The 19,654-nt window shown below is 50.7% G+C and carries 14 protein-coding genes and 1 other RNA gene; 1 reads left to right on the forward strand and 14 read right to left on the reverse strand.

Features of this window, described 5'->3' with window-relative positions; genetic code table 11:
• Positions 1-337: 337 nt before the first annotated feature.
• The 4 genes from GU926_RS09240 to GU926_RS09255 form a co-directional block, all read right to left on the reverse strand.
• Positions 338-1,435, reverse strand: coding sequence for an AI-2E family transporter (locus GU926_RS09240; protein WP_160691176.1), 1,098 nt, complete (start codon positions 1,433-1,435; stop codon positions 338-340).
• A 921-nt stretch (positions 1,436-2,356) separates the two neighbouring features.
• Positions 2,357-2,729, reverse strand: a transfer-messenger RNA (tmRNA) gene (gene ssrA / locus GU926_RS09245).
• Positions 2,730-2,863: 134 nt separating this feature from the next.
• The gene (locus GU926_RS09250) at positions 2,864-3,568 is read right to left on the reverse strand and encodes a YjjG family noncanonical pyrimidine nucleotidase (RefSeq protein WP_160691178.1); all 705 of its coding nucleotides are present in this window, start codon (positions 3,566-3,568) and stop codon (positions 2,864-2,866) included.
• Between the two features lie 122 nt (positions 3,569-3,690).
• Positions 3,691-4,077 (reverse strand): ArsR/SmtB family transcription factor, encoded by a 387-nt coding sequence (locus tag GU926_RS09255; protein ID WP_160691180.1) that lies wholly within the window; start codon positions 4,075-4,077, stop codon positions 3,691-3,693.
• Positions 4,078-4,237: 160 nt separating this feature from the next.
• On the opposite strand from GU926_RS09255, the gene GU926_RS09260 reads away from it, so the two are divergent.
• Positions 4,238-4,855, forward strand: a complete 618-nt coding sequence (locus GU926_RS09260) for a carboxypeptidase-like regulatory domain-containing protein (protein WP_160691182.1) — start codon at positions 4,238-4,240, stop codon at positions 4,853-4,855.
• A 254-nt stretch (positions 4,856-5,109) separates the two neighbouring features.
• On the opposite strand, the gene GU926_RS09265 is transcribed toward GU926_RS09260, so the two are convergent.
• The 10 genes from GU926_RS09265 to GU926_RS09310 all read right to left on the reverse strand — a co-directional run bounded on the left by GU926_RS09265 (position 5,110) and on the right by GU926_RS09310 (position 19,623).
• Complete coding sequence (locus tag GU926_RS09265; RefSeq protein WP_160691184.1) at positions 5,110-5,601, reverse strand: YciE/YciF ferroxidase family protein; 492 nt, start codon at positions 5,599-5,601, stop codon at positions 5,110-5,112.
• 466 nt (positions 5,602-6,067) lie between these two features.
• Positions 6,068-8,392 carry a M1 family metallopeptidase gene (locus tag GU926_RS09270; protein ID WP_160691186.1) on the reverse strand — a complete coding sequence of 775 codons (2,325 nt, stop codon included), beginning with the start codon at positions 8,390-8,392 and terminating at the stop codon, positions 6,068-6,070.
• Positions 8,393-8,477: 85 nt separating this feature from the next.
• Positions 8,478-9,125 (reverse strand): J domain-containing protein, encoded by a 648-nt coding sequence (locus GU926_RS09275; RefSeq protein ID WP_160691188.1) that lies wholly within the window; start codon positions 9,123-9,125, stop codon positions 8,478-8,480.
• A gap of 181 nt (positions 9,126-9,306) precedes the next feature.
• A complete protein-coding gene (locus GU926_RS09280) occupies positions 9,307-9,909 on the reverse strand; it encodes a HupE/UreJ family protein (RefSeq protein WP_160691190.1) in 603 nt (200 codons plus the stop codon).
• Positions 9,910-10,867: 958 nt separating this feature from the next.
• On the reverse strand, positions 10,868-13,486 hold the full coding sequence (gene clpB / locus GU926_RS09285; RefSeq protein WP_160691192.1) for an ATP-dependent chaperone ClpB: 2,619 nt from the start codon (positions 13,484-13,486) through the stop codon (positions 10,868-10,870).
• A 143-nt stretch (positions 13,487-13,629) separates the two neighbouring features.
• Complete coding sequence (locus GU926_RS09290; protein ID WP_160691194.1) at positions 13,630-14,214, reverse strand: hypothetical protein; 585 nt, start codon at positions 14,212-14,214, stop codon at positions 13,630-13,632.
• A gap of 225 nt (positions 14,215-14,439) precedes the next feature.
• Positions 14,440-14,631 carry a hypothetical protein gene (locus tag GU926_RS09295; protein WP_160691196.1) on the reverse strand — a complete coding sequence of 64 codons (192 nt, stop codon included), beginning with the start codon at positions 14,629-14,631 and terminating at the stop codon, positions 14,440-14,442.
• An 802-nt stretch (positions 14,632-15,433) separates the two neighbouring features.
• Positions 15,434-16,111 (reverse strand): deoxyribonuclease V, encoded by a 678-nt coding sequence (nfi, locus tag GU926_RS09300; protein ID WP_160691198.1) that lies wholly within the window; start codon positions 16,109-16,111, stop codon positions 15,434-15,436.
• Positions 16,112-16,330: 219 nt separating this feature from the next.
• The gene (locus GU926_RS09305; protein ID WP_160691200.1) at positions 16,331-17,050 is read right to left on the reverse strand and encodes a hypothetical protein; all 720 of its coding nucleotides are present in this window, start codon (positions 17,048-17,050) and stop codon (positions 16,331-16,333) included.
• Between the two features lie 44 nt (positions 17,051-17,094).
• Positions 17,095-19,623 (reverse strand): PAS domain-containing sensor histidine kinase, encoded by a 2,529-nt coding sequence (locus tag GU926_RS09310; RefSeq protein ID WP_160691202.1) that lies wholly within the window; start codon positions 19,621-19,623, stop codon positions 17,095-17,097.
• Positions 19,624-19,654: the final 31 nt, after the last annotated feature.

Here is a 19,654-nt window from a genome sequence, read left to right on the forward strand (position 1 = left end):
AGATCAAGTCACTCCTAAGGATTTTAAATATTGAGAAAGGTTCAGATTCATCATCACCTGAACCCCGTCCGTCAGACTTATCGCAGGTGGTCAAGAAGTAGTTTCCAGAAAACCATGTTCTGCAGAAGCACCATCAGGTTGACTAGGCGAAGGTCCATTTTCATCTACTGACCTTTCGCTGACACCATGAATCCAACACCCTTATCTGATCGGTTTCACAAATATTCCCTCCTGGTAAAATTTGATAAGCCAAGGCATTGCTAGAAGTAGCAAAAAAGATCTAAACAGAAGTGCCTGGCACAGGCCAGGCACTTCATTCCGCAAAAGCAATTCTCTTTTAGAAGGTTTTCTTGTCAGTGAGCACTTTAGGCCCTGAAGAAGCTTGCCCCGGATAGGTTTCCGGGATCTGGTCGCCCAGCAGTTTCCCCCAGGGTTTCAGGTAGTCCAGACGGTCAAAGATGATCTTGAGAACGGCCACAAACGGTATGGAGAGAAACATCCCCGACACTCCCCACAACGCCCCGCCCAGCAATACAGCCAGAATAGAAATCAAGGCATTTATCTGCACCTTAGAAGACACAATACGCGGCACCAGAATGTTATTGTCTATGAATTGAATAAGAGCATAGGCCCCTATGATGCCTAGCTGGGTGGAGTAGCCGTCTTTGGTGACGGTTGCCATGAGAACGGGCAAGGCAATGGCAATGACACCTCCAATGTAGGGAATCATATTCAGGATCGCCCCAATCACTCCTAACAGAATGGCATACGGCACCCCAAGCAGCATCAGGGCCGCAGAATTCATCACGGCCACCACAGATGCTTCTATTAAAATGCCCACAATGTAGCTTTGGATAGCCGTCTTGGTCTCATGCAGGATATCTGCCACGTACCGTGTATTCTTGGAGGAGAACACCTCAAACAAGAAATTAAGAATCAAGGGCTTATAGAGCAGGAACAAAAAGATGTACACCGGTATAAGAAACAGCAGACTGAATATACCCAACACACTGCTCACCGTTCTGCCCACCAAGGCTTTGCCACTGCTGGCCGCATCTTTCAGGAACTGCGTCTGCTTTTGTATGCTTACCCCAAACGTAGTCTCCATGTAGTTCTGCAGATTGGTTAAAATCTGGGTAAACTTGAGTTTCAAGGCCGGCATCATTTCCCCGAACTGCAAGATCTGGGAAGAAAGCAGATACAGGATAATACCCAGCACCGTGAGCGCAAACAAGAGCGTGAGCAAGATAGACAACACCTTGGGCACCTTCAGGCGCATGAGCTTATTGTTCAAGGGGTTGAGCAGGATAGCCAGCAACAGGGAAAAGGCAATGGGCACCAGAATATCTGCCAGCGTAAACAGCACATACACCAAAAGAATAATCCCTAGTAACACTAAAGTGGCTTTCTTGTAAAAAGGCTCTGAGTCTATCATGCAGAAATGTACTGGAATTTAGGCAGAATGTTGTTAGCCCGCAGAAGAGCGTTCAACAAGTCTTCTTATAGCATCAAGAGACTTACATTCAGAAGAGGTAAGGATAGCATGACGGCTCTAAACTAAGGCCGCGCAACAAGCTTAAAAAAGGAAAAAGATAACCGGTTAGTAGAGGATAAGAATGGCTTCTTGCAGGCCGGACTTCACGCGAAGTTGCCAACGCAATTGCATATACCGCAGAAGCCCCGCCATTTGCATGACGGGGCTTCTGCGTTGATAAGTGGAGATGCAGGTTTTAGGCAGGCTCAAAGATTGCATTAAAGAAAAACCAAGATGCTTCAAGAATACAAGCAAGAAGTTAAGTATCTTAGATATGGATATCCAATCAGAGAAACTGCAAAGCTTTGTGATGTAGAAGTATCAAACAATTCAGGGAGTAAAGAACCTGATATAGATGGTAATTATGAGAATCACTAAGAATATCAATCCATACACTGTTCTCATATGGACTACCATCATTTTTTTCTTGACAGTAATTTCTTTTATAGCCGCTTGGGGTGAAGATGAAGGAACCAATTGTAATGACAAGATATGGTATGCTCTAGCACGATTGTATTATATCTTACGCTTTCCAACACATACACTTCTATGGGATTGGATGAATGGTCCCATATTTCTTATTGGGCTACTTATAAATAATTTCATTTACGGCTTATTTATTGAAAGATTAATATACTTCATATTTAGGAGAAGGAAACAAAGCGATAAAATTAGTTTATCCCAAGAAAGCACCGAATAGCTTTATACAAACAAACAACTTAAACGTACAAACATTTTCAGATATTGTTTGTACAACCAATCTCAGAACAAACACAAAAAGCCTGACTATCAATTAGATAATCAGGCTTCAATTTTGGTGATTTGTGGAGATGCAGGGAGTCGAACCCTGGTCCAGACAAGGAAACTTGAGCGCTTTCTACATGTTTAGTCTTGGATTGGTTTTCATGTGATTCCAGGCCCAAGCCTGGCCTATGAAATCACCTTAGATGCTTTAGTTTCATGCAGACCCCGCACCTTGGCCTACACTAGATCGGCATTACGATGCCCTGTGACCAACCCCCACCGAACCGAGGAGCTGCAGGACAATGGCAAAATGCTTAGTACCTAGACTAGGCAGCCATGGCGTAGTTAGACTCGCCAGATAATAGTCGGTCAATTCTGATTTACGGGAAAACTGCCAACTCCCGACATGCTTACACCCAGCTTGCTCAAGCTGTCAATTCCGGTCATCCCCAATGTGTAAAAGAACGTGTCACTCTTATGTATACGCCCGAAGGCCTGCAAAAGTAACCAAATAATAGACAAATACTAGCTTCTTATGGTTCCTCGTTTTTGGCTTGTTTTGATGAAAACAGGCCAAAAACGGCTTTATAGAAAGGTCTTCAGCTCGCTCAGGCAGGCCACCTCAAACGTAGGCCGCAAGGGAATGCGCTTGCGCTCAGGGTTAAAGAACACTTGGTCCAGGCCTGCGTTCATGGCGCCTAAAATATCCGCCTCCAGGTTGTCGCCAATCATGAGGCTCTCGCTAGCCTTTACGCCAGCGCGCTCCAGGGCATGTTGGTAAATGCGGCGGTCTGGCTTGGTACAGTTGACACACTCAGATGTGATGACCTCAGAGAAATACTGCGTCAGGTTAGAGGATTTGAGCTTGATGGCCTGCACGTCTTTAAACCCGTTGGTGATGATGTGCAACACATACTTCTCTTTCAAGTAGCCCAGCACCTCATGCGTGAACGGAAACACGGCAGATTTGGTAGGGCAAATGTCTGTGTAGGCTTCGCTCAGGCCCTCTGGCACGTCTTTCTCGGCCACGCCCAGACCGGTCAGGCATTTGACAAACCGTTTCTCGCGCAGCTCCTGCTGGTTAATCTTGCCCTTATGGAACAAGTCCCAAAGCCTGAGGTTGATGTAACTGTACTTCTTGTAAAAATCTGTGAGGGTAAAATCGCCCAGGCGGTGCAACTCAAAGGCATGGAACAAATGCACCAGGGTCTCTTCTGAGTTTTTCTCAAAATCCCAGAGGGTATGGTCCAGGTCGAAGAAAATATGGCGGTAGGTTTTTACTTTTTTCATGAGCGTACGCGTTGGGCCTTCAAGAACGGAGGCGGGGGTTGCAAAGTTCTTCGTTCTAAGATAAAACCAAGCCACAGAGGCAATGTTTTATTTCCCGTGGCCTTCGGTCTGCTCCCAAAAGACTACAGACCCGTGAAATGCCGCTGCTGCAGGCGGTTAATGGCCAGTTCTCGGTTAGAGTAGAGCGTTAGGTAGACTTCCTGGTCTTTGAGCAGCTGGGCGTCTTTCTCCAGGTAGGCGAACATCTGCTGCAGCAGGTCCAGCATTTCGTCTTTGATGGCGTAAAAGGCCCATTGGTCCTGCTTTCTAAAGGACACCAGACCAGCGTTTTTGAGGTAGATGAGGTGCCGCGAGGTCTTGGTCTGCGTGAAGTCCAGCACCATTTCCATGTCTGCGATGCAGAGCTCCTTGTTGCGCAAAAGCAAGTACAGGATTCTGATGCGCGAAGCATCACTCATAGCCTTGAATACTTGTTCCCCGAAACTGACGTTGAAATGTTTGAGCCTCATGTTCTACTAGCTGCGTAAACAAATTTACGCCCCCTGCGGCACAAAGTACCACAAATAAGGCTATACTTGTAAACGATCTTATTCAATGCAGACTTTCTCTTTCTTTTTTTCTGATTCTCTCAGCCGCAGGTGGCGCTCTGTTTTCACACTCGCCGCGCTCATGTGCTTCTTCTGGGGTTTCACTTCTTCTACGGCACAAGCCCAGGGCGGCAAAAAAGTAATTCAGTTGACGGGCGTAGTAGCCGCCGGCGACAGCCTCTTGGGCATACCGGGCGCCAGCGTGTATGTGCCCAAGGCCGGCCGAGGCACCAACACCAACGAGTACGGCTTTTTCTCCCTGCCGGTACTGGCCGGCGACAGCGTAGTCATCAGCTCCATTGGCTTTTCCAAGCAGTCCATCATCATTCCGGCCAATTTTGAAAAGCAGAGCTATTCTGTAATCATTGAGATGCTGGAAGACCCAACGGTATTACCTGAGATCAGAGTGTTCCCGTACGCCACCTTCCGGGAGTTCACGCAGGCGGTTCTGGCCTTGAAACTACCCTCACAAGACATTGACGAGCAGACCGCCATGAGCGCCCAGATTCTGGCCCAGATGTACAAAAACACGCCCATGGACGCCAATGCCAACCACCAGAACTACATGCAGCTGCAAAACCAGCAGATGTTACGCCGTGGCGGCTACAACCCTGGGGCCACCAACCCGCTCCTCAACCCGTTTGCCTGGTACCAAGTCATCCAGTCCATCAAGCGCGGCGATTTTAAGAAGAAGCAGTAAACCCACAGCTATATAAAGTAAAAAGGCCCAACCATTTACCAGGTTGGGCCTTTTTTTATAAAGTAGTTACAGGAAACCTCTCTTCTGAAAGCTGTGACTGCTGCCCTTTTCCAATTTCCCCACTGAGCAGAGGATGAAAGGTCCATCATCCACTCAATCATAAAATCTCCATCCTCTTACCCTGCAAGGGTTGCCCCAACAAAAAAAGCCCGCCCTATTACAAGGCAGGCTTTTTTTTAATGATATTTCTGATGCTACTCAGCTTTCTGGTTGATATAGCCTTTGGCGAGTTTGTTCAGAAGGGTGTCTGTTTTTTGCTCTTCCTCCAGGGTTTGCCTCAGGAGTTGGGCAGCTTCTGCATGGCCCAGGCGCTCTGCGTAGTGGGCGGCGGTACCGTATCCAGAAATTTCATAGTGTTCCATGCGCTGGGCAGAGGCAATGAGACCAGCGTCTTTTACTTCTGGTTCAGCGTCTTCTTCCACGGTTTCTTCGCCTTCTTCTACCAGGCCTTCCATGGCTTTGCACTTCATGCGGCCCGGGCTGATGCCTACCAGCTCGCATACTTTCTCCAGGCGGGCTTTCTGCTCTTTGGTTTCTTCCAGGTGGTTTTCAAAAGCCTGCCGCAGTTTTGCATCTTCGGTGGCTTTGGCCATCTTAGGAAGTGCCTCTATCAATTGCTTCTCGGCACTGTAAAGGTCTTTCAATTGGTGTTCAAACAGGTCTTCTAGCGTTCTTAATTTAGCCATATCGGTATAGGTTCTTTTAGTTGGTATTGGCCTATACGCGGGTAAATAGGTAGGGTTGAATCTAGGAAAGAAGGTAGGGTTGAATCTAGGAAAGCCTAGAAATGATTTCTCAGAACCTTACAATGAATTTCTTGGAATTGGCTCAATCGCTTATTCAAATAGTATCTATAACATGGCAATTTAAGTCCTTCCCTAAAACACAGACGTTCATGCGCAAGGCAATCGGTTTACCGTTTTTAGGCTATTTCCAAGAAAACAAGCCAAAATCGACAAAGCAGTTATTTTACAAATGCTATAGCACTGAGCACCATAAGTCAAACAGCCTCTTGTCTGAATTTTGAAGCCTGGCTCAGTATTTCAACCAAGCGAATGCAATCGAAAAAAAAGCCCATTCCTGTAAAGAATGGGCTTTCCTGTTTTAAGTCGTTTTTGGCCTAATTTCTAGAAAACAGGCCAAAAACGAAAATTACTGATTGCCCTGCGGGCGCTGCTGTTGCATTTGCTTCTGCAGTGGGTTAGGCGTTACACCTTGTGGCTGCTGCTTGAACAACTCAAAGCGACTTGGTGCCATGCGGGCCGGGTAGGCGTTGTTGCTCATGTCAATGTCAGCGGTCTCCTGGAACGGATCCAGCACGAAGCTCACCACAGGCTTTTCCGTCACGAACACTTTGGTCACTTCCTGCTCATTGTAGCGCCAGATTTCTGCTGGTATGCGTACAATCTGGTTGGTACCGTCAGAGAACGTCATTTGCATCACCACGGGCATTACCAGACCACCGTTGTTGCGCAGACCTACCTCATAAAAGTTCAGGCCTTTCTCCAGGATAGCCTTCTCCTCTGGGCTCAAGGCCTGCACGTATTTCTGGTAAGCAGCCTGGGTTTCTGGCGTTACTGCCAAGGGGTCATAGGTATTGTAGAAGTCCTTCAATTCTGGCTTCACGTCTACCAGCGTTTTAGGAATATCCTGCAGGTTGCGCTGCTGTGACAAGCTCTTGGGCGCGGCATTGATCTCTGTCCTCTGGCGGGCGTTTTCTACCTGCGGATTCTTGGTGTCTACTGAGTACCATTTCACGCCGGTCAACTCCTGCTCTACATAGTCTGTGGTATAGAACCAGCCTCTCCAGAACCAATCCAGGTCGGTGCCAGAAGCATCTTCCATGGTTCTGAAGAAATCTGCCGGCATTGGGTGTTTGAAGGCCCAACGGCGCGCGTATTCTTTAAAGGCGTAGTCAAACAATTTGCGGCCCAACACGGTCTCACGCAAGATGTTCAAAGCCGTGGCTGGTTTGCCGTAGGCGTTGTTTCCTAGCTGCGAAATGGACTCAGAGTTGGTCATGATAGGCTGTTGCATGGCCTTGTCCATTTTCATGTACGTGGTCATGTTGCGGGGCTCGCCGCGGCTAGACGGATAATCCCGCTGCCACTCCTGCTCCGTTAGATACTGCACGAAGGTGTTCAAGCCTTCATCCATCCACGTCCACTGACGCTCATCAGAGTTGATGATCATCGGGAAGAAGTTGTGACCCACCTCATGGATAATCACGGAGATCATGCCGTACTTGGTCCGCTCTGTATAGGAACCGTCTTTCTCTGGACGGCCGCCGTTGAACGAGATCATCGGGTATTCCATCCCACCTACCGCGCCGTGCACCGAGATGGCCACTGGATACGGATAGTCAATGGTGAACTTTGAGTACGTCTTGATGGTATGACCCACTACCTCGGTGGAATACTGGCCCCACAACGGGTTACCTTCTTTGGGGTAGAAGCTCATGGCCATGGTGTTCTTGCCGGCGTAGTTCACGTTCATGGCATCCCAGATGAACTTGCGGCTAGACGCCCAGGCAAAATCACGCACGTCTTTGGCCACAAACGTCCAGGTCTTTTTGCCTTTTGCTTTAGACTTCTCTGCTTTCAAAGCTTCTTCAGGCGTTACAATCAGGACTGGCTTATTGGCTTTCTTGGCCTGTGCCAAGCGGCTGCGCTGCGCTGAGGTAAGTACGTCTTCGTTCTGCAACTCACCGGTAGAAGCCACGATATGGTCAGAAGGAACAGTCAGGCTTACTTTGTAATCCCCGAACGGAAGCGCGAATTCACCCGTGCCCAGGAACTGCTTGTGTTGCCAGCCATTCACGTCATCATACACGGCCATACGAGGGAACCACTGTGCCATCTGGTACTCGTAGTTTCCGTCCTCAGGAAAGAACTCATAGCCGCCGCGGCCGCCCTGCTTCTTCTGGTCATTGATGAGGTTGGTCCAGTCAATGGAGAATTTCACAGACTGCTTCGGCTTTAGGGGCTGAGGCAGGTCAATGCGCATCATGGTAAAGTTGATGGTGTACGGCAAGGCTCTGCCGTTGGCATCTTTCACCGATTTGATTTTGTAACCGCCGTCAAAGGTCTGCTCTGCCAAAGCCTCTGCCGTGCTGAACGGCGCCCGCGCCGGCACCGAGTTGGTGCGCGTAAGGCTGGTCATGGAGTTTTTCTCAAAGATGTTCTGGTCCAACTGCACCCACAGATACGTCAACACGTCTGGCGACAAGTTGGTGTAGGTGATGGTCTCAGATCCGGTCAGGGACTGGTTGTCATCGTTCAGTTCAGCTTTGATGGTATAGTCGGCGCGTTGTTGCCAGTATTCATGCCCGGGCGCGCCAGAGGCAGAGCGGTAGGTGTTGGGAGTGGGCAATTCCTGGGCCAGTTGCCTGAATTTGGACTTATCAATGGTTTCCTGCGCTAATACCGGGGCAAAAGCGCTCAACAGCAGCCCCGAAGCGAGTACGAACTTCTTCATTCTAAATGTTTGTGAGTTTGAGGTAGTGTGAAAGAGCAAATAAGGGATTTATTGGCCAAAAACAAAGAAATACCCGCGTGGCCGGCTATAATTTTGAAGCCGGCAGGTCTTCCCCGAAGTAGTACTTGATGTCCTGGCGCAAATCTTTCATCATCTGCAACACTCTCCACCCGATGGGCATAATGATCACCCCCAGTAGGATAAACCGGTAGTAGTAACTGTAATAAAAGTACCCGGCCCACCCAAACATGACGGGCGTCAACAACACCGCCAAGCCAAACGCTGTTCCCAGACAAAGCACTAGATAGCTCACCAAACGCGCCAGTGGGTACCACCATTTGGCTTTCATGGCCAGCGTGCGCAGAATGTACATCTCATGGTCTTTTTTGGCCTGACGCCGAACCCGCTCCTTCCCTACCTCGGCCCAGGCGGCAAATTCCTTGGGGTCTGCGGGCGGCTCGTACACGTATTGGTATTTCTCCCAGTCCTGCTCGGCCTTGGATTTGGCAGAGGGAGGTGAGGCAACGGGAGGTTTGTAGAAGGCCGCTGGTTGGGAATGGTACCCCTGCAGAAACTCATAGGCCGCCTGCACCCGCAAAAACATCTCATTGGCACCTGGCGCATGGTTTCTGTCTGGGTGGTATTGCAAGACTAGCTGCCGGTAGGCACGCCGCACCTCGGGCATCTGCGCGCCCAAAGGAACCTGCAACACTCTATAGGACTCAGCCAGCATACCACCTTTTATTTATCCGGAAAGAGCTTCCAAATGTGTGTCTGTTCAGAGAAGACCCGCCAGGTGAAGGCACAGGCGCAGCCTTGTTCTAGCATTCCAATGTTCTTGCTTTGCCCGCATCTTTGGCTTGGCAAAACCACCGCTTCGGAAAGGATGAATTCAGCAATTAGCGGCGTGCCGTTTAGAAGATGGCCGTCAGTTCCTGCTCCAGAATAAGCATCAACGCAATGGCTCCCGCGGCGGCGCTCACGCCCAGCACCCAGTCTCTTCTAGCTACGCGAAACCCGCTCACCAGGATGGCGCTTATCACTAAAATCAAGGCCACTATCAGCAACTGGCCCAGCTCAATGCCCACGTTGAACGCAAACAACTCCAGCACAATGTTTTCGCCCTTGCCCAGCAATGATTTGAGGTAGTTGGAGAAGCCCATGCCATGGATCAACCCGAAGGCCACCGCGAAGAAATTCCCCCAGGTCCAGACCGCCGATCCCTTGCGTTTGCCCTTGCCCAGCTGCGTGAAGTTGTGCAGACAAGCCAGCAGAATGGTGATGGGAATCAAGAGCTCAATGAGCGCCGTGTTGAAGGTGATGATTTCCAGGGTAGATAGCGCCAGCGTGATGGAGTGCCCCAGCGTGAAACTGGTAACCAAGGCTAAAATCCTTCGCCACTCCTGCCCGGTGTACAACGCGCACATGGCCAACACAAACACCATGTGGTCATACGCTTGCAGATTGAAGATATGATGGAAGCCTACTTGAAGGTACGTGTAAAAGATGGAAGCCACTGCCTGGAGGGTTGGGTTTGAAACGAAGCTGACAAATTTAGGAAAAGCCGCCGTTCCTGCAAATGCGACCCTTGGTTTTGCCGTTTTTGGCTTGTTTCCTGAGAATTAGGCCAAAAACGATCTTTAGTGGATTGATTTTCATTCTTTGATTATCACTGGTTACTGCAGGAGTTCACCTACATTGAGTACTACGCCCGCCGCTGTTGGTGTTCTCACCAACTACTTAGACTACTTTGTCAATTAAGATGGTTTGGAGGCACGCAGTTGGATTTTCCTCCGTAGCCTCTTCCCTCCGGTGCGGACCACCTGCCTTGTTTCATTTCTTCCGGTAAGCGCTCACGGCCGCGGGGCCCCGTCCTGTCCCTTCGCACTGCTGTTGTTTGTGGGACTTTGTCCCTGCCGCCGCTGGCCGCGGCGCACAAACACCAGAGGCGCTCAGGACCAGGACTGGTTTCGGTTCCATTCTGTTTTCGTTGGATGCTTGGTTAGCTGGTTTCGGGCAATGGCCTTGGCTGTCTGTGCAGAGTCATTCGTGCTGCGCACAGGTTGGTTAATCTGCTTTCCCGCGTCTGGTTCAAGTTTATGACTTGGACCCACCGTGGCGGGCAGTTTTCAACTGCCTATCTTACCTACCACACTCATGCTCTATTGCGCTGTGCGGGATTTGCAATCCCGGACTCTGGGAAAGGGGGATTTGCAATCCCATGAGGCGCCAGCCTCAACCTGCGTATACCGTCCCCCTTTGAAGGGGGTAGGGGGATGACAGGTTTGTTCCAATCAATAAGTGCCTTTGCTCGAGACCTCGTAGCGTCCAGCAGGAATTGCGAGCGTCTGTGCCAAGAACCGTTTTTAGCCTCTTTTCATCAAAACAAGCCAAAAACGATTTACAGCCAAGTATAAACGAAAAGGCGCCAAAGGGAAATTCCCTCCGGCGCCTTTTCTTATGCATCATTCATTCTTATCTGTCAACAGGCAGATCAATGTCAATGTTTACAAACTTAATCTGGTCATGGTCCAGCACCGCTTCTACTACGGCATCTTTTCTAATGTCACCGCCCAGGATGGACTTGGACAGCTCGTTCAAGATGCGGCGTTGCAGCACACGCTTCAATGGGCGGGCCCCAAACTGCGGGTCGTAGCCTTCGTGCCCCAGGAAGTCCAGCACCTCATTGGTGGCTTCCAGCCTGATGCCGGAGTCTTCCAGACGCTCCTGAATGTGACGGAACTGGATGTCCACAATCTTCCGGATTTCTCTGGAGCTCAACGGACGGAACATGATCAGCTCGTCAATGCGGTTCAGGAACTCCGGCCGAAGCGTTTTCTTCAAGACCTCAAATACTTCCTCCTTGGTGCGCTCAATGGTAGGCTCTGGGTTCTTCTCATCCAAATCCTGGAAGTTCTCCTGGATAATGTTGGCCCCAATGTTGGACGTCATGATGATGATAGTGTTCTTGAAGTTGGCCACGCGTCCTTTGTTATCCGTCAGGCGACCGTCATCCAAAACTTGCAGCAGGATGTTGAACACGTCTGGGTGCGCTTTCTCAATCTCGTCCAGCAAAATAACAGAGTATGGTTTCCGGCGCACGGCCTCGGTCAGTTGACCACCTTCGTCATAGCCCACGTAGCCCGGAGGCGCTCCTACCAATCGGCTCACCGCGTGGCGCTCCTGGTACTCACTCATGTCAATGCGCACCATGGCGTTCTCATCGTTGAATAGGAAGTCGGCTAAGGCCTTCGCCAGCTCGGTTTTACCTACCCCGGTAGTACCCAGGAAGATGAACGACCCGATAGGGCGCTTAGGATCCTGCAAACCTGCCCGGCTCCGGCGCACGGCATCAGAAATGGCTGCAATCGCTTCTTCCTGACCGGCTACGCGGTTGCCTAGTTCTTCTTCCAGGTGCAACAGTTTTTCACGGTCGCTTTGCAGCATTTTATTTACCGGCACGCCCGTCCATTTGGCCACTACTTCAGCAATGTCCTCAGAGGTCACTTCTTCTTGCAGCATGTGGGCACCGTCCTGTTGCTGCTGCACTTCTTCCTGCAATTGCTTCAGGCGGGCTTCTGCCTCTTGAATCTTGCCGTAGCGCAGCTCGGCAACACGGCCGTAATCACCGGCGCGTTCCGCATGGTCTGCCTCCAGGCGATATTGCTCAATGGCTTCCTTCTCCTTCTGAATGCCTTCAATCACCTGCTTTTCACTTTGCCACTGGGCACGCAAGTTGTCGCGGGTTTCGCTCAGGTCCGCAATCTCTTTGGAGAGCAGGTTTTCTTTCTCCTTGTCATTCTCCCTCCGGATGGCTTCGCGCTCAATCTCCAGCTGCATGATTTTGCGCTGCACCTCGTCTAACTCTACCGGCAGAGAGTCCATTTCAATGCGCAGTTTAGAAGCAGCCTCATCTACCAGGTCAATGGCCTTGTCTGGCAAGAACCGATCTGTGATGTAGCGGCTGGAGAGTTCCACAGCGGCAATGATGGCGTCATCCTTGATGCGTACGCCATGGTGCAACTCGTATTTTTCTTTGATACCGCGCAGAATGGAGATGGCGTCTGGGATGCTGGGCTCATCTACCGTTACGGCCTGGAAGCGGCGTTCCATGGCCTTGTCCTTCTCAAAGTACTTCTGGTATTCTTTGAGCGTGGTGGCCCCAATGGCATGCAACTCACCTCTCGCCAAGGCTGGCTTGAGCAGGTTGGCGGCGTCCATGGCGCTTTCACCCCCGGCTCCGGCCCCAATCAACGTGTGAATCTCATCAATGAAAAGTACGATGTCCCCTTCTGAGTCCACCACTTCTTTGATAACGGCTTTGAGGCGTTCTTCGAACTCTCCTTTGTATTTGGCACCGGCCACCAGCAGACCCATGTCCAGGCTCATGATGGTTTTGGACTTGAGGTTCTCGGGCACGTCACCGGACACAATGCGCTGAGCCAGGCCTTCCACTATGGCAGTCTTACCCACGCCCGGCTCACCCAGCAGAATAGGGTTGTTTTTGGTACGACGGCTCAGAATCTGCAATACGCGTCTGATTTCCTCGTCACGGCCAATCACGGGGTCAATCTTGCCCAGGCGTGCCTGCTCGTTCAGGTCAATGGCGTATTTCTTGAGGGAGTTGTACTTGGCCTCGGCGTTCTGGTCGGTTACTTTAGAGTCTCCACGCAGTTCTTTGATGGCGGCTTTCAAACCTTTCTCCGTGATGCCGTTGTCTTTCATGAGCGTGGCTACCTTGTCTCGGCCGGCCAGCAAGCCCAAAAGCAAGTGCTCAATGGCCACATACTCATCCCCGAACTCCTTTAAATAGGAAGTCGCCTTCTGCAAGGCCGCAGCGGCATCATTGCTCAGGTAGGGGCTTCCGCCGGTAACCACGGGGTAGGCGGTCACAATCTCGTCCAGACGGTTGCCGAACTGATTGGCATTAATGCCCAGCTTCTTGAGGTAAAAATTGGTGACGTTCTCGTCGGTTTGCAGGATGCCCTTGAGCAGGTGGCCGGTTTCAATGGCCTGCTGCTGGTTGCCCCCCGCAATCTCAGTGGCCTTTTGCACGGCCTCCTGTGATTTGATAGTATAATTATTAAAGTTCATAGCTCTATGTCGTTGTTGAGTAGTCTATTGGTTTTCTACGACGATAAAGCAAATGAGGTACCGAACCGTTTTTGGCCTGTTTTCCGGAAAATATGACAGAAACAATTAAGCCGTATTTAACATAATCAGACAGAATGGCTTGTTTACAGCTTGTCAAACCCTGTAGTGCTAGTAACTGGCGGACTTAGCTTTTGTACCAGCGTCAGCACCATGCGGTAGACATCCTGCAGTTTGACCATGTCCAGAATGGCGTCGTCTTTAGAGAAAGTGAGGAACGGGGTGGCATCTGGCTCGTCATGATCCACGCTTAATTTTAACTCACAGTTAGAATGCTCCAGCAACGTTTCCCGCACCTTGGCATCTGATAGCAGCGCCGCCAGCGCTTGTGGGTCGTTTGCTTTTATCACAAAGGCATCATCCAGGTCTGGCAAGTTCAGCTGGGCGTCTCCCATCCCGAAGAACTTGCCGATCTCGCTCATCCAGTTCTGCTCATGCAGGGCAAACCGAAGCGGCACACTGGTAGGCACCGGTGCCATGAAGGTGGTGGATGAGGAGCCTCCCTCAAACCCGCCGCCCAGGTCTATGTCAATGTCCAGAAACACTTCGGTATCATGGAGCAGCAGCTGCGCCGAGTAGCTGGTGAGGTTTTTATCGCGGGCGATGTCCAGGGTGAGTTGGCGCCAAAGTTCTTCTTCTGAGTTGCTGGAGAATCTGCGTATCGTGTCCATATAAATCGTTTACACTAAGATGTGATCAATCAAACCACCGGCTACAAAAAACCAGCGGCCCTTTGGATAAAGACGTAAGGCCGCTGGTTTAGGTTAGGCATGATTGTGCTTTGACTCACGGCAGGTTTTAGAAGAATACCGGCAAATTCCCGCACAGCGTTAGATGAAAGCAATACCAAAGATTGAATGAGTCCACAGAAAGTACCCCGGTAAAGAGGCGGTGGTTCAAGAGCGTTTTATGTTGGAGAGCAGGAATCTTAGGATGATGAAATTGCCCGCCAGCAGTATTACCAGAAAGAACACTCCAAACAGCACGGCTGTGTTGGAAGGCTGACGGAGCAGCGCTCCTATCTGCGTGTATGACAGGAAGTCTACGGGAATAAGCAGCAGCAGCAAAAGAAGGTACTTGGGTTTCATGGTACGGGTTGGCCTGTGGGTTGAAGGATTAATATTAAGAATTTCACCTTGATTTCAGTTGTAAACAGGAGATTTAATAAAGAGGGCTTTTTGAGACGGTTGATTAAATTATGGTCGGTTTTGACGTCGCTGCTGACTTCCTCCCCAAGGCTTTTATTACTCCTCCTTTCCCATGACGCGGCGAATGTTCCATCTGTGACTTTCTTTTTATATGTAAGCACTTCCGTGGGCTATTCCTGAGCAGGTTCTTTCTTCTGGTGATCTTATGCCACTTATTCGACTCATAATGCTTTTCTGCCGTGCGCTTCCGTGGGCTACTCCTGAGAAGGTTCTTCCTGCCGGTGCCCTTATGCCGGTTTGTTGCATCTCTACCGCAAAGCGCTCGCGGCCGCGGGGCCCAGTCTTCCCGCCTCGCGCTGTACCAGCTTGCCTCTTCTGCGTGGTCGCTCCCTTGCCTAACTGGCTGGCATTGCCTTGTCGTGTCCGCTTTCATTCCAGAGGCGGCAACCTGCTTAGGCGACTCGACGGAAAGACTGGAACGGGTGCGTTTAGTAAAGGCCTTTGTAGGTCGCAATTGGAACTGGTGCCCGTAGCAGAGGCTATTACTAATTAGATTCCCCCTTTGAGGGGGGCGAGGGGGGTGTTTTACATCGGCAGATTTTGGTATAATAACTGATCCTGGTAGGTTCGTAACGTCTTGGCTCCGTAGCACTACGTCGTTCCTCAGAACAACGCTAAAGGACTGTCTCACCGGGCTTGCAATTGGTCTCTACACGCATAAAACCACAGATGATTGGTACGCTTACCGGACTTCGGCTTTAAAGACTTCAGCGTAGTGGTCTGCCAGGCGGGTGGGCTCTGGGAGCTTGTGCTTCAAGGCGGTTTTAAGGGCAATGGCGGTGGCGGTTTCCAAATCCATGAGGTGCCCCGGAGACACGAACACGGGCTTCACCTTGTCTTTGGTTCTGATCACGTTGCCAATCTGCTCTCCCCGGTGCGTGAGCGGCGTGATGCTTCCTTTGACGGGGGCGGGCTCTTCGTATTTGCCAGTGAGCACCTTCTTGGCCACACCCAGGGTGGGTTTGTTCAGGAGCACGCCTAGTTGGCTGGCAATGCCCAACCGACGAGGGTGCGCAATACCGTGCCCGTCTACCATGATTAAATCTGGCTTCTGCTGCAACTGGGCGTAGGCCTTCACCAAATTGGGAGCTTCTCTAAAGGCCAGAAAACCGGGAATATAGGGTAGTTCTACGGGTCCGTAATGGTAGACCTTCTCCATCAGTTCCAGCTCGGGGTACTTCAAAAGCACAAACACAGAAAGGATGTTTTCGCCTATGAAAGAAGAATCGCAGCCGGCTAGCCAGTTCAGTTGGAAGTCAGGCTTCTGCAAGATCACCTGCTCCCGAAGCTCTTCTTGCCTGGCGGTAAGTTCTTTGACCACAAGCGGGTCTGGAGGAGGAAGATGCGAAGGCCAGGCCATGATGAAAGTTCTAGGTCTTGAGTTCTGAGTCTGCTTTTCGTTTTTGGCTTGTTTTCTGGAAATCAGGCCAAAAACGATTGGTACAGCTTACGCAGAAACTACCAGGAGAGATATTCTGGAAGCGCCCTTTTCCAGCCCTACCTGCACCCGCCAACTTATTACAGGTGAGATCTACCCAGCCACTTCACATCCTGAGTCTTACGTCTTATGTCTAGAATCTTAGGCGCTGCAAGGGATCATCAGGTCAATGAACAGCACCCGCCACTGGCCCTCAATCTGCGCGAAATGAAACTTAAACCCAGAGGCGGTGTGCAGGACTGTTTTGGTGACCAGGAGCTGCGTCAGGGCGATGGTCTTTTTCTGGGCGGCGGGGAGTTCTGTGTATTGCACGGCCGTGTTCTTCCTGAAAGCGACGGCATCTGCCACAAAACAGCCTTTCTGGGCGTAGGCATCCTCTCCTTCGCAGGTGACTTTGGGCAGGGTGGCTATGGGCTGCAGATCACAGCTTTTAAAGTATTCTTTGATAGTGAAGAAAGGCAGGTTCTGGTAAAACCGCTTGTACTGCCGTATGTCCTGGACGTGGGTGAACTGGGGCATGGCGCCCGGCGTGTCTATGATGTAGAGGCCGCGTGCCGGATCAATGTACTGGTTAAAGGCCTGGGCATCTTCCTGCTGAATGGTTTTCTCGAAATTCCTGAAAAACACGCCAAAATCGGAGGTGGCGTTGCCGGTGGCAGGCTTTTTCACGGTTTCATCCTGCACAGCGTTGAGGGTGTCCTGCTGCAAGACCGTGGCTTCGGGGCTTGGGCGCATAGAGGAGCCAGGAGTGGTAGCTGGCGTAGTCTCCGTGCCTGACGTGGCGGTTTCTGTAGACGTCTTGGTTTGGCAGCCGGCCAACCCCAGGCTACACAGCAAGAAAGCATAAAGGGTCTTCTTCATAGGAAAGGATACTAGTCTGTTATTGAGAATAAGCCGCACAGCGGCTAAACGGCTCTTTTCAGGTACACTTTGAACGTACTCCCCACGCCCACGGCACTTTGTACTTCAATCTTGCCTTCTGCGTTATCCAGAATTCTCTTCACCATGTAGAGGCCCACCCCAGAACCTTCTACGTGGTCATGAAACCGGCTGAACATGGTGAACAGCTTATGTTGTTGCTTAGGATTAATACCCAATCCGTTGTCCTGCACAATCAAAACCACATAGGCATCTTCTGGCTCACAGCTCACCCTCACTACCGGGCTTCTTTCTGGGTGCCGGTACTTGATGGCGTTGGACAGCAGGTTGTACACCACACTACGCAGGTTCTTTTCCGCGAAGGAGACCTGGGCGTCTTCTCTAAGATTTACCTCCAACCGGGCTCCAGAGGCCAGGATGCTTTGTTGCATGTCTAGCTGCACTTCCTGTACCATGGTTTTCAGGTTGACGGTCTGGGCCGCCTGGTCATGGTCTTTCTGCAGCTTGGTGATTTCAGTGAGGCTGGCTATGGTCTTCTTGAAGCGGTCAATGGAATTCTGCATCATCTTGATGATGGCTTGCACTTCGCTTTCCTGCAGACTTTCCTGGGGCAGTTCTACCTGCAGCTCCTTTAAAAGCATTTCTATGTTGGAAATAGGCGCTTTGAGGTCATGCGAGGCGGTATAGATGAAATTATCCAGGTCTTTGTTGGTGTGGGTAAGTTGTTGGTTGGCTAACCTAAGGTCTTCATTGGTGCCGGCCAGTTCCTGCGCCAGGCCTCTGGCTTCTTCGCTGCTACGCTCCATGCGCTTACGGGCCTCTACCTGCTCTGTGACGTCTGTCACCAAGGTGTAAAAGCCCAGCACCTGGCCGTCTCTCACATCTGGCACATAGTCTGTTTTAATGTGCTTGACAAAGTCTTCGCGGTAGGGCATGGTGGCTTCAAAGCTCAACCGCTCCCCCGCCAACGCCCGGTCCATGTAGCCTTTGGTGGCATTATAGGCTTCCTCTCCTACCACATCCAGCACCTTACGGCCCAGCAAATCTTCAGACTTAATAGGGAACCAGCTTTCATAGGCCTTGTTGGTGAAGCGGTACACACGGTCTCTGTCTAAGTACCCAATGAGCACCGGCAAGGAGTCTGTGATGAGCCTAAGGTTATTGGCGGTTTCTTCTACGGCTTTGCGCGCGATTACCTGCTCTGTCACTTCAATGGCGAAGACCAAGACACCGTCTATCTTACCTTCTTCATTGGTTCTGGCCTGTTGAATGAACCTGAAGTAGCGGTCCTCCCAGAGGCCTTCAGGTGACTTAAAAGGGATAAGAAGTTCTGGTTCTTCATGGGTAATGCCGGTGGCATACACCTCCCTGAAAGTTCTATACACCTTGTTATCCTTAATCTCAGGCAAGGCCTCTAAAATGGGTTTACCCAAAAGTTTCCTGTCTGGGAAAAGACCGGCGTACACCGGGTTCACCAGTTCATACACCAGCTCTGGGCCAGACAGAATACAGATGGCTGAGGGCGCATTCATGAACAACCGCTCCAGCCGTTGGCGCTGGCGTTCTGCCTCGGCTTGCGCTTTCTGTACGTCCCGGGTGCGCCGCTCCACCCTGGCCTCTAGTTCCTGGTTAAGGGCTTTTAATTCCTCGGCGCTTTTTTCTACCTGTTGGCGGGCTTCTACAAAGGGCGTCACATCTAAGGCGAAGATAAACATGCCGTTTATTTTGCCTTGCGCGTCATAGAGCGCTTGGTAAATGAAGTTCCAATAGATGTCTTCCAGTGGTTGGCCTTCATGCCGGGCCAAGGGTATTAGAATTTCCTTGCCTTCAAAGGTTTCGCCGGTGGTTATCACATGCTCCACAATGTCTTCTATGGGCTGGCCCTTCAATTCTGATAGTGCCTCAAACAGCGGCAATCCCAACAGTTTTCGGCCCGGGAACAGGTGTTGGTAGGCGTCATTGATTTCCTTGAACTCCAGGTCTGGTCCTTCCAGAATGGCCATAGCCGCGGGCACCTGGGCAAACAGGCGCTCCAATCTAAGACGCTGCTGCTCTACCTGGGCCAAGGCTATTTTCTCCCGGTCTTCGCTTTCTTGCAGGTCCTTTTTTGCTTTCTCTGCCTCTGTGATGTTTTTGGCCTCATGCAAAATGCGCGTCACTTCTCCCTTCTCATTTAAGATGGGCGTGTTCACCACAGACCAATAACGCTCTATGAACCTCCCCGGCATGGCAGGGTCTGTAATGTCATACCTGATCAATTCCACCTGGCACGGCTGCTTGCTGGTAAGCGCCTGCTCCAAAGAAGCTTTTAACTTACCAGAGGAACCCTCTCTCCCTACTTCTGGATTGTCTGGAAACACCTCAAACACAGACTTTCCTATTGCCTGCTCCCTGGAGATGAAGGTTTCCTGCTCATATGCGTTGGTAACGGCTATTATATGAAAAGAGGTAGACAGAAGAATGTTGAGGTTATTCTGCAATTCAAAAATCTTCTGAAAGGAAAGGCCCTCGCCTGGAGAAGATTCTGTATCAAAGGAAGAAGAGGGTGCGCGCATGTAAGTTCCGGTTGCCGAAGGTTCAAATTGC

The organism is Nibribacter ruber, from assembly GCF_009913235.1.
Lineage (GTDB): Bacteria > Bacteroidota > Bacteroidia > Cytophagales > Hymenobacteraceae > Nibribacter > Nibribacter ruber.